10 protein-coding genes are annotated in these 11,257 nt (G+C 73.7%); 7 read left to right on the forward strand and 3 right to left on the reverse strand.

The features are described 5' to 3' along the window. Positions 1 to 323, forward strand: a 323-nt coding sequence (locus VGI02_RS24910) for a hypothetical protein (RefSeq protein WP_331631982.1), incomplete at its 5' end; no start/stop codon positions are given. Positions 324 to 439: 116 nt separating this feature from the next. Here VGI02_RS24910 and VGI02_RS24915 read toward each other — a convergent pair. Then, a complete protein-coding gene (locus tag VGI02_RS24915; RefSeq protein ID WP_331631984.1) occupies positions 440 to 1,054 on the reverse strand; it encodes a dTDP-4-dehydrorhamnose 3,5-epimerase family protein in 615 nt (204 codons plus the stop codon). Positions 1,055 to 1,351: 297 nt separating this feature from the next. Here VGI02_RS24915 and VGI02_RS24920 point away from each other — a divergent pair, with 297 nt between their 5' ends. From VGI02_RS24920 to VGI02_RS24945, 6 genes are all read left to right on the forward strand, one after another. Further along, a complete protein-coding gene (locus tag VGI02_RS24920) occupies positions 1,352 to 2,590 on the forward strand; it encodes an NAD(P)-dependent malic enzyme (protein ID WP_331631986.1) in 1,239 nt (412 codons plus the stop codon). Between the two features lie 394 nt (positions 2,591 to 2,984). Beyond that, complete coding sequence (locus tag VGI02_RS24925; RefSeq protein WP_331631988.1) at positions 2,985 to 6,041, forward strand: sensor domain-containing protein; 3,057 nt, start codon at positions 2,985 to 2,987, stop codon at positions 6,039 to 6,041. Positions 6,042 to 6,164: 123 nt separating this feature from the next. Continuing rightward, positions 6,165 to 7,283 carry an ABC transporter ATP-binding protein gene (locus VGI02_RS24930; RefSeq protein ID WP_331631991.1) on the forward strand — a complete coding sequence of 373 codons (1,119 nt, stop codon included), beginning with the start codon at positions 6,165 to 6,167 and terminating at the stop codon, positions 7,281 to 7,283. Next, the gene (locus VGI02_RS24935; protein ID WP_331631993.1) at positions 7,280 to 7,966 is read left to right on the forward strand and encodes an ABC transporter permease; all 687 of its coding nucleotides are present in this window, start codon (positions 7,280 to 7,282) and stop codon (positions 7,964 to 7,966) included. The genes VGI02_RS24930 and VGI02_RS24935 overlap by 4 nt, the downstream gene beginning before the upstream one ends. A gap of 1 nt (position 7,967) precedes the next feature. Continuing rightward, positions 7,968 to 8,738, forward strand: a complete 771-nt coding sequence (locus tag VGI02_RS24940; RefSeq protein ID WP_331631995.1) for an ABC transporter permease — start codon at positions 7,968 to 7,970, stop codon at positions 8,736 to 8,738. After that, positions 8,735 to 9,667 carry an ABC transporter substrate-binding protein gene (locus VGI02_RS24945; RefSeq protein WP_331631997.1) on the forward strand — a complete coding sequence of 311 codons (933 nt, stop codon included), beginning with the start codon at positions 8,735 to 8,737 and terminating at the stop codon, positions 9,665 to 9,667. Before VGI02_RS24940 ends, VGI02_RS24945 begins: the two co-directional genes overlap by 4 nt. A gap of 114 nt (positions 9,668 to 9,781) precedes the next feature. Here VGI02_RS24945 and VGI02_RS24950 read toward each other — a convergent pair whose 3' ends face one another. After that, positions 9,782 to 9,958: a DUF6104 family protein gene (locus VGI02_RS24950; protein WP_331631999.1), complete on the reverse strand. Its 177-nt coding sequence runs from the start codon at positions 9,956 to 9,958 to the stop codon at positions 9,782 to 9,784. Then, the coding region (locus VGI02_RS24955; protein ID WP_527249138.1) for an oxoglutarate dehydrogenase E1 component family protein at positions 9,959 to 11,257 on the reverse strand (1,299 nt) is incomplete at its 5' end.

An 11,257-nucleotide genomic window follows, 5' to 3' on the forward strand; every position in this document is an offset into this window, starting at 1 on the left:
CCGCCCCGACCCCGGCGGCCCGCTGCACCGCGGCGATCCCCGTCGCTGCCCGTGCGCTCGGTGTCCCGGCGGCGCAGGTGACGGCGTCGAGCCAGGCCGGACCGGGAGCGGGTCGCACGACGTGCACGCTGCGCGGGCCGAAGGGTCCGCTGCTCGTGGCGGTCACCGCCGCCGCGGGAGCACCGATTCCGCCCACGCCCGCCGCCGGGGTCAGCCGCGCGGTCGCGGGCGGACGCACGGTCCTCACCGTTCCGCCGACCGCGGGCGTGCCCGCCGACCGGGCGCGTGTCGCCCTCGCCACGATCGCGGCCGCCTGGTCCTGAGCTCCCGCGAGTGGACTCTCAGGGTTCGGTCGGCAGCCGTGGGGGTCCACTCGGCGGGCGTCGTCGCGTGAGCCCACCACGACGCCCCGCGCGCATCCGAGGCCCAGGCGAGGAGCTCAGCCCCCGGCCACCAGCGCGGCCACTCGCGCGCGGCAGGCCTCGGCGTCGGGGAGCGCATCCGCGTCGCGGGCCTCCGCCAGGGACGGCGCCGCGGTGTCCTTGGCGGAGAGCACCAGGTCGTCGGCCGGGATGTACTCGGTGAACGGCAGGCCGAGGTCGGGGTCGAGCGGGTTCACGCCGTGCTCGGCGCCCGGGTTGTAGGCCGTGGAGCACAGGTAGGTGGCCACGGTGTGGTCGGCGAACGCCAGGAACGCGTGCCCCAGCCCCTCGGAGAGATAGACGGCCCGCAGACTCTCGGCGTCGAGCACGACGGCGTCCCAACGGCCGAAGGTGGGCGATCCCACACGGATGTCCACCACGACGTCGAGCAGGGCCCCGGCGGAGCATTGGACGTACTTCGCCTGGCCTGGGGGGACGTCCGCGTAGTGCAGGCCACGGACGACACCTCGACCGGATACGCTCGTGTTGGCCTGCGCCACATGCAGCGGGTGCCCGACGGTCCCGGCGAACACCTCCGCCTGGAAGGGCGCTGCGAACGCCCCGCGCGCGTCGGGGAAGACCGGCGGGGTGAACACCCACGCACCGGGCACGGCGAGTTCCTCGGCCTTCACGCCGAGGGACCCTACGGGCCCGGCGGTGCACACGACGCGACGGCGGCCGACGTGACCAGCCCGACGGAGCACGGACAGCCGGCGCGGGAGCCGTCAGGATCGACCGATCCGGGCTCACCCCGTCCGCCCGGACCCCGCCGGGCGTGGGGGATCCGCACCCGGATCCCGACCCCGACCGAGCCCGGCTGTGACCCGCCGGCATCCGACCATCGTTGACGGTGACCGCCCCGCCGCGTCCCCGCGGCGCGAGGGCGACGCCGTCGCCACCCCGCGACCCACCAACCGCAGGAGGACCGCGTGACCACCACTTCCGCCGGGACGAGCCCCCTTGAGATCGACGGCCGCGACCTCACCGACGAAGAGATCTTCGCTTCGCACGAGGACGGCAAGCTCTCGGTCGCGCCCACGGTGGCGCTCCAGGGTCGTCGCGACCTGTCGATCGCCTACACGCCGGGCGTGGCCAAGGTGTGCCGCGCGATCGCCGACGACGCCGCGCTGACGGCCCGCTACACCTGGACCCACCGCCTGGTGGCGGTCGTCAGCGACGGCACCGCGGTGCTCGGCCTGGGCGACATCGGGCCGCGCGCGTCGCTGCCGGTGATGGAGGGCAAGTCGGCGCTGTTCAAGGCGTTCGCCGGGCTCGACTCCATCCCGCTGGTGCTCGACACCACCGACGTCGACGAGATCGTCGAGACCCTCACCCGCCTGCGCCCGTCGTTCGGGGCGGTGAACCTCGAGGACATCGCCGCGCCGCGCTGCTTCGAGATCGAGCGCCGCCTGATCGAGGCGCTGGACTGCCCGGTGATGCACGACGACCAGCACGGCACCGCGATCGTGGTGCTCGCCGCGCTGCGCGGGGCCGCGGCGGCGCTGGGCCGGGACCTGGAGCCACTCCGGGTCGTGGTCTCCGGAGCGGGTGCCTCTGGGGTGGCCTGCGCCAAGATCCTGCTCGAGGCCGGGGTGGACGACGTGACCGTGCTGGACTCCCGCGGGGTCATCCACACCGACCGCGAGAACATGAACGTCGCCAAGTACGCGCTCGCCGAGCAGACCAATCCGCGGGGGCTGCGCGGGGACCTGTCGACGGCGCTGGCCGGCGCGGACGTCTTCCTCGGCCTGTCGGGGTCGACGGTCCCCGAGTCGGTCATCGCGACGATGGCCGACGACGCCATCGTGTTCGCGCTCTCCAACCCGGACCCGGAGATCGACCCCGAGGTGGCCCGCGCGCACGCGTCGGTGGTCGCGACCGGCCGCAGCGACTACCCGAACCAGATCAACAACGTGCTCGCCTTCCCGGGGGTGTTCGCGGGTGCCCTCGACGCATCCGCACGGCGCATCACCGAGCACATGAAGCTGGCGGCGGCGGACGCGATCTTCCGCATCGCCTCGGAGGACCTCGGGGTCGACCACATCGTCCCCAGCGCGCTCGACCCGCGCGTCGCGCCCGCGGTGACGGCTGCCGTCGCCCGGGCGGCCGGATCGGACGGGGTGGTCCGCCGGCACGTCGCGGAGGTCGCGAACCACGACGAACGCTGAGTGGCACGGACACTCGGGTGATCAGGAATGAACCGATCGGGGACCGGGTACCGGTCACGGCTCGTCGGTGACCGCTGACGCGGACGTTGATCCACACACCGTACGAGTGGGCACGCGTCCGGGTGAATCAGTGCGCGACGGAACGACACGCGGACGAGCGTGTGCCGTTCGTCGCATCCACCGGGAGTTCGGAGACCGTTCATCGTTCGAGTTGAGACAGAACCCTCGACTTGATGCCATCCGACCGCGCGAGAAAGGACGGTCGGCGCCGCGGACCACTCGACAGGGTGATGTGCCCGGACCCCGGCGGGGTCTCCTTCGTTGCGGTGATCAGGAGACGGCGCAGACGACCCGGACGGGTCGTCCCCGGGCCCGTCGGTGAAGGAGCGATCGCGTGAACGGAGCGGGGCGCACGCCACGACTCGCCGTCGTCCGGGTTCCGGAGGACGACGTGGCCGAGGTGGCGCACTCCCGCGGTTCCGCCGGTGAGCCCGCGCTGCCCTCGCCCGCCCAGCCCGCCGCCTCGGGAGCGTTCGCGTGCCTCGGGCGTGACGGCGACGGGAACGACGGTCGCGACGGGAACGACGTCGCGGGTCGCGGGTCGACCGAGACGTGCGAGGCGGCGACGCTGCCGACGGTGCCCCGGGTGCGACCGGCCCGACCCGACGCCTCGACCGACGTGCCTGCCGACGACGCCCCCTCGGCACCGGCGGGAGCAGGCCTGCGCCGGACGCCCGTCCTGCCGGCAACGGTCCCCGCGATCGCGGCGCCGAGGCAGGCCGAGGGCTCGGACGGAGCCGTCCCCGGGCGCCCGTCCCCGACCGTTCGCAGGCGTCGGGAGACCCGGTCCGAGGACTCCGCGGCTCTGGCGGCGGAGACCGTGGCCGTGCCCGCGGAGACCACGGCAGGCGTGCCGGGGCCGATGCCCGACGGTCCCGTCGTCCTCTACGACTCGGCGGGCCACGTCGTGACGGTCTCGCCCGAGTTCGCGCGCCTGGCCGGGGTGGCGGCGGAGAAGCTCGTCGGGCGACCCGTCGACGCCGTCGTGACCCGGGCCTCGTCGGCCTCGGAGCAGGGTGAGGTGCCGCGTCCGGGTCGGGCGCCGGTGCCGGTCCGGCTCGTCCGGTGGCGCCAGGTGCCGGGGACGACGCACCGGGCGCTGCTCGTCGTGGACGTCAGCGACCTGACGGCCCCGGCCCCGCCGCCCACCGATCGGGAGCGGCGTGCGGTGGACGCCGCCGTCACCGAGGAGCGCCGCCGGCTCGAGGAGCTGGGCCACCTCGCCGGGGTCGGCTCGTTCGAGAACGACCGCACCCACGACACCTGGACCGTCACCTCGGTCGCGCGCACCCTGCTCGGGCTGCCGCCGTTCGGTGCGGTGACCAGGGACGTCGTCGGGGAGTGCGTGCACCCCGTCGACCGCCCGCAGGTCGGAGCCCGCTGGCGCACGATGATCGAGGGGACCGCCCCGCTCGACCTCGAGGTGCGTCCGGCCCACGACCCGGGCCGCGTGCTCCACATCCGGGCGACGCGGACCACGGTGGGGGACCGGGTCGTCGTCGTGGGCGCCGTCGAGGACGTCACCGAGCGGCGTGCCATCGAGACCCGGATGCGCACCTCCACGCAGCGGTTCACCGACCTGCTCGCCGTCGCCCCGGTGGGCGTGGCACTGTTCGACGACCACGAGCGCCTCGTCCAGGCCAACCAGTCGCTGTGCCGGCTGCTCGGTGAGGGCCAGGAGTCGCTGCGCGGGCGCCGCGCCGACGAGCTGCTCGACCTGTCCGCCGAGCGCGCCGGTGTCGCGCCCGGCGTGGCCGCGACCGGCGCGACCCCGCTGCTCGGGCGGCCGGCGGGCTCCGCGGGCTCGATCTCCTGGTCCTGCTCGGCACGGGCGCTGAGCCGCCGCGAGCGGGGGGCCCGGGGTGCGGCCACCGAGCCGGTGTGGTGCGAGCTGCACGTCTCGGTGTCGGTCGACGACATCGGGCGGGCCACCCACCTCGTCGTGTTCACCGACGTCACCGAGAACCGGCGCGTCGAGGCGTCGCTGCGCCACCAGGCGATGCACGACGAGCTGACCGGCCTGCCCAACCGCCGGGCCCTCACCCGCGCGGTGTCGCACCTGCTCGCCGGGCCCAGCGCGCGTCGCACCGCCGTGCTGTTCTGCGACCTCGACAACTTCAAGCGGGTCAACGACTCGCTGGGCCACGACGCGGGCGACGAACTGTTGGTGGTCCTCGCGGACCGGCTGCGCGAGGGCCTGCCTGCCGGCTGCAGCGCGACCCGCCACTCCGGGGACGAGTTCCTCGTCGTCTGCGCCGACGTCGACGCGCACGGCGGCCTGGACGAGCTCACCGCCGCCGTCGGGCGCATCCTGCGCACCGCGGTGCCGGTGCACGGCCAGCTGGTGCGGGTCTCGGCGACGATCGGGGCCGCGGCGGGCGCGACGCTCGGTCTGCCCGCCTGCTCCGGGGAACCGGACATCGATCTCGCGGGCGACCCGGTGGAACAGGTGCTCGCCGCGGGCTTCGTCGACGCCCCGGACCACCCGGCCACGGCGGACCTCGTCCGGTTCGCCGACGCCGCGCTGTTCGAGGCGAAGAGCGGCTCGAACCGCTTCGCGCTGGCCGACGAGGCGATCATGAAGGGCGCCGACGAGGCGCTGAAGCTGGAGTCCCAGCTGCGTCAGGCCCTGGTCAACGACGAGCTGGTGCTGCACTTCCAGCCCGTCGTCGGAGCCGACGGGCAGGTGCAGACGGCCGAGGCGCTGGTGCGCTGGCAGCACCCCGAGCACGGACTGATCTTCCCGGACAAGTTCCTGCCGATCGCCGAGGCCGCGGACCTGCTCGGCGACCTCGACCGCTGGGTGCTGCGCACCGCGGTGCGCACGGCGGCGTCGTGGCCCACCCACGACGGCCTCCCCACCGCCTCCGTCGCGGTCAACCTCGCGGGCCTGCTCCCCGGCGACCCGGACTTCCTGGCGACGGTGAACGAGGCGGTCACCGAGGCGGGACTGCCCTGGGACCGGCTGGTGCTCGAGCTCGTCGAGACCTGCCTGGCCGACCTGCCGCCCGCCACGCTGCGGGAGATGAACGAGCTCATCGCCGCGGGCGTGCGGTTCGCGGTCGACGACTTCGGCACCGGCTACTCGTCGCTCTCGCGGCTGACCGGACTGCCCGCGCAGATCGTCAAGCTCGACCGCGGGTTCGTCCGCGGGGTGGCGACGGGGGAGTCCGACCGCGCGGTGGCCCGGGCGGTCGTGGAGCTCGCCGCGGCGATCGGCCAGACCTGCGTGGCCGAGGGGGTGGAGGACCTCGACCAGTTCGCGGTGCTGCGCGACCTCGGCGTCGACGCCTATCAGGGCTGGTTGTTCGCCCGCGCGATGCCCACCGCGGCGCTCGAAAAGATCCTCGCGACCGGTCCCATCACGGCGGAGGTCGCCGACGCCTCCTGAGCGGTTGAGGTGCCTCTCGGCCACCTTGGGCGCTCACGAGCGGATCAAGCCCCTTTCGGTTACTGTGCGCCGGACCCCAGGCGGACGGCGAGGAGCCGCCGGCGGCCTCCGGAGGAACGACCGGTGATCGAGTTCCGGGCCGTCGGCAAGGCCTATCCCGACGGCACCGTGGCCCTGCAGTCGCTCTCCCTCACCGCCCGCGAAGGACAGATCACCGTCCTCGTCGGCCCGTCCGGCTGCGGCAAGACGACCACGCTGCGGATGGTCAACCGCATGGTGGACCCGACGTCCGGGCAGGTCCTGCTCGACGGCGTCGACGTGGCGGGATCCGAGCCGTCGTCGTTGCGCCGCGGGATCGGCTACGTCATCCAGAACGCCGGGCTCTTCCCGCACCGCACGGTGCTCGACAACGTCGCCACCATCCCCGTGCTGCTCGGCCGCAGCCGCCACGAGGCCCGCACCACGGCCGCCGAACTGCTCGAGCGGGTCGGCCTCGACCCCCGCGTCGGCTCCCGCTACCCCGCCCAGCTCTCCGGCGGCCAGCAGCAGCGCGTCGGCGTCGCCCGTGCCCTGGCCGGGGACGCGCCGGTGCTGCTCATGGACGAGCCGTTCTCGGCGGTCGACCCCGTGGTCCGCGCCGACCTGCAGGACGAGCTGCTGCGCCTGCAGTCGGACCTCGGGCGCACGATCCTCTTCGTCACCCACGACATCGACGAGGCCATCCGGTTGGGCGACATGGTCGCGGTCCTGCGGGTGGCCGGGGCGAGCGGAGCGACGGGGGGAAGGTCAGGGGCGAACTCCGGCCTGGCCCAGTTCGCCACCCCCGCCGAGCTGCTCTCCTCACCGGCCGACGACTTCGTCGCGGAGTTCGTCGGCCGCGACCGCGGCTACCGGCGGCTGCAGTTCCTCGGGGCGGGCGAGCTGGCGCTGACCGACCTGCCCACCGACCCGGCCGACGGGGGCTGGGTGCTGCTGCTCGACGACGACCGCAGGCCCACCGCCTGGCGCCACGGCGGTGACGGCGAGGAGGTCGCCGTCGGGTCGCTGCACCGGGTGGACGGGGACGGGACCGCAGGCACGGACGGCGGGTCGCTGCGCAGCGCGCTCGACGCGGCGCTGAGCTCCCCGGCCGGCCGGGGGGTGGCCGTCGACGCCGACGGCCGGCTGCTCGGCGGCATCGAGGCCGAAGCGGTCATCACCCTGCTGCACCGCTCGACGGACGCGGCGGGAGCCTCTCGGTGAGGCTCTTCGGCGAGGACATCCTGCCGCTCGCGCTCGAGCACATCGTCCTCGCCGTCGTCCCGGTGCTGATCGGGCTCGTCATCAGCCTGGTGCTGGGCTGGTGGGCGTGGCGGGTGCCCGCGGTGCGCCGCATCCTGGTCCCGCTCACCGGGGTGCTCTACACGATCCCGTCGCTGGCGCTGTTCGTCGTGATGCCGCTGATCCTGGGCACCCGCATCCTCGACCCGGTCAACGTCGTCGCCGCGCTCGTCCTCTACGCCGTGGCCCTGCTCGTGCGCAGCGTCGTCGACGGGCTCGACGACGTCCCCGACGACGTCATGACCGCGGCGGTCGCGATGGGCTACCGCCCCGTCGGTCTGCTGGTCGGTGTCCAGCTCCCGCTCGCCGTGCCGGTGCTCATCGGCGGGCTCCGGGTGGCGACGGTCAGCTCGTTCAGCCTGGTCGCAGTGGGTGCGATCATCGGTCAGGGCGCCCTGGGCGCGCTGTTCACGCAGGGCTTCGAGCGCTTCTATACCGCGCAGATCGTGTTCGGGCTGGTCTCGATCGTCGTCCTGGCGCTGGTCTTCGACGCGCTCTGGGTGCTCGTCGGACGCCTGCTCGCCCCCTGGACCACCGCCTCGCGGGGCGGGTCCGACCGGTCCCGCGCGGACGACACCGCGGTCGGCACGGGCGTGGAGGTCTGAGGTGCTCGAACGTCTGGTGGCCTGGTTCGGAGCGCCCGCGCAGTGGTCGTCGTCGACCGGCATCCCGGCCCGGCTCGCCGAGCACATCGGCTACACGATGCTGGCGGTGCTCGTCGCCGCGGTGATCGCGATCCCGCTCGGCGCCTGGATCGGGCACACCGGCCGCGGACGGCTGGTCGTCGTGGGGCTCGCCAACGGGCTGCGGGCGCTGCCGGAGCTGGGCGTGCTGGTGCTGTTCGTGCTGCTCATCGGCCTCGGGCTCGTCCCGGTCGTGCTGGCGCTCATGCTGCTCGCGATCCCGCCGCTGCTCGCGGGCACCTACTCCGGCGTGTCGGGCGTCGACCCGGCGGCCGTCGACGCCGCCCGCGGCATGGGCATGACCGAGCGGCAGGTCCTCGGAGAGGTGGAGCTGCCCAACGCCCTGCCGCTGATCGTCGCCGGGCTGCGGACCGCGACGCTGCAGGTGGTCGCGACGGCGACGATCGCCGCGTTCGTCTCGCTGGGCGGTCTCGGCCGGTACATCGTCGACGGCCAGGCCCAGCGCGACTTCGTGCAGATGGCGGGCGGGGCGATCCTCGTCGCCGTGCTCGCGATCGTGCTGGAGCTGCTCCTGCAGGCCCTCGGTCGCGCCGTCGCGCCGGGCCGGCCCGGGGGTCGTGCGGCCCGCCGCGCCGCCGCCTTCCTCGCGGCCCGCGGGTCAGACGACGCGCCCGCCCGCCGTCCCGAGGCCGTTCCCGTTCCCGTCGCCCCGTCAGGAAGGACCGCCCCGTGAGACCGTCCCGCCCCGCGCGAGCACTCGGCGCCGCAGTACTGGCCACCCTCGGGCTCCTGCTCGCCGCGTGCGGGGGCGGGGGCGACCCGCTGGCACAGGCCCCGCAGGCGCCGTCGGCCTCCGACACGGTGCGCATCGGTTCGGCGAACTTCACCGAGAACCGGCTGCTCGCCGAGATCTACGCGACGGCGCTGTCGATCCGCGGCGTGAAGGTCGAGCGGCAGTTCGGCATCGGCAGCCGGGAGACGTACTTCCCGGGCCTGCGTGACGGGTCGATCGACCTCATCCCGGACTACACCGGCAACCTGCTCCAGTACCTCGACCCGCAGGCGACGGCGACCGCGCCCGCGGACGTCTACACCCAGGTCGAGCAGAAGCTGCCGCCGTCACTCAAGGTCCTGCAGCCCAGCGCGGCCGAGGACAAGGACGCCGTCGTCGTGACCCGCGCGTTCGCCACGCAGAACAACCTGCGCTCCATCGCCGACCTCAGCAGGCTCTGCCCGACGACGACCTTCGGCGGGCCGCCCGAGTTCCAGACCCGCACCTACGGCATCCCCGGCATCCAGAAGGCCTACGGGTGCACGTTCAAGGAGTTCCGTGCGCTCGACTCCGGGGGCCCGCTGACCGTCGCCGCGCTGCGGGACAACACCATCCAGGCCGCCGACCTGTTCACGACCGACACCTCGATCCCGAACAACGACTTCGTCATCCTCGAGGACCCGAAGTCGAACTTCGCGGCCCAGCAGGTCGTGCCGCTGATCAACGGGGCCAAGCTCGCCAACCCGGCCGTCGCGGACGTGCTCAACAAGATCTCGCAGAAGCTCGACACCGCGACGCTGACCGACCTCAACCGCCGGCTCGACGGGCCCGACAAGCCCGACCCGGCGCAGGTCGCCCGCGACTGGCTCTCCTCGGCGGGCATCGGCTGACGCGTCCGGGCGGGCGAACCCCTCCGGAACGAACGACTCGTTCGTGCATATAGAAGCCACGAACGAGTCGTTCGTTCGGGCGGGAGGGGTTCGGGCGGGAGGGCGGTGACCGGCTCAGGCGTCGTCGTCGTCGTCCCGCGCGAGGAACGTGGCGAACCGCTCCGCCGCGCCCGCGTCCTCGGGGTGCACGTCCACGAACGCCCGCAACCGGTCGGCGAGCCAGGCCAGGGACACCTGCTCCTCGCCGCGCCGGTCCTCGAGCTCCTCGATCCCGCGGTCGGTGAAGTACACCTACTGCTCCACGGCCTCCGCGATGAGCGCCTTCGGCACGACCTCGTGGACCTTCGCGACGCCGGCCGCGGGCGCGGCCATCCGTCGCCGCGAGATGCGACGCAGCCCGCGCAGGGCAGGCACCTTCTCCGGCAGCATGAGCCCGAGGAACGGCCAGGCGCCCTGGTTGGCCGGCTCCTCCTGGACCCAGGCGATGTCGGTGACGTTCTCGTAGCGGTTCACGATCGTCGTGAGCTCGTCCGGGGAGACCGGGTACAGCTGCTCGAGCCGCACAATCGCGATGTCGTCGGTCCGTCCGGCCTTCTCGCGCGCGGCGACCAGCTCGTAGTAGAGCTTGCCCGCGCAGAGCAGCAGCCGCGTCGCCTTCGAGGCCTTCTCGCCGGAGCCGAACGTCGGGTCGTCGAGCACCGGCCGGTACCCGCCGGACGTGAACTCCTCCACCGGGCTGACCGCGGCCTTGTTGCGCAGCATCGACTTCGGGGTGAAGACGACGAGCGGGCGGCGCACGCCGTCGGTCGCGTGCCGGCGCAGCAGGTGGAAGTAGTTCGCCGGGCTCGACGGCACCGCAACCGTCATCGACCCCTCGGCGCACAGCAGCAGGAACCGCTCGATGCGCCCCGAGGTGTGGTCCGGGCCCTGGCCCTCGTGGCCGTGGGGGAGCAGCAGGACGACGTCCGAGGTCTGGCCCCACTTCGCCTCACCGGACGAGATGAACTCGTCGATGATCGACTGGGCGCCGTTGACGAAGTCGCCGAACTGGGCCTCCCAGCACACCAGCGCGTTGTGGTTGACCACCGAGTAGCCGTACTCGAAGCCGACCGCGGCGAACTCCGAGAGCGCCGAGTCGTAGGGCATGAACCGCCCCTGGTCGGCCGTCAGGTGCCGCAGCGGGACGTACTCCTCGCCGCTGTGCCGGTCGATGAGCACCGAGTGGCGCTGTACGAACGTGCCGCGGCGGGAGTCCTGCCCGGACAGCCGGACGAGCTTCCCGTCGATGAGCAGCGAGCCGAAGGCCAGCAGCTCGGCGTACGCCCAGTCGATGCCCTCCTCGGTGTCGGCCGCGGCCGCCTTCCCGCGGCGTTCGAGCACCGGCTTGACGCGCGGGTGCACGGTGAAGCCCTCGGGGAGCTCGGAGAACGCCCGCGCGATCCGCTGGATGACGTCCAGCGGCACCGCGGTCTGCAGGGAGTTCGGGACCGCCTGCTCCCACTCGACCGACGGGCTGGGCTCGATCTGCGCCTTCTCCAGCTCGCGGACCTCGTTGAACACGTGCTCGAGCTGGCTGCCGTAGTCGCGCAG

The sequence above is a fragment of the Actinomycetospora sp. genome (genome assembly GCF_036497245.1).
Taxonomy (GTDB): Bacteria; Actinomycetota; Actinomycetes; order Mycobacteriales; family Pseudonocardiaceae; genus Actinomycetospora.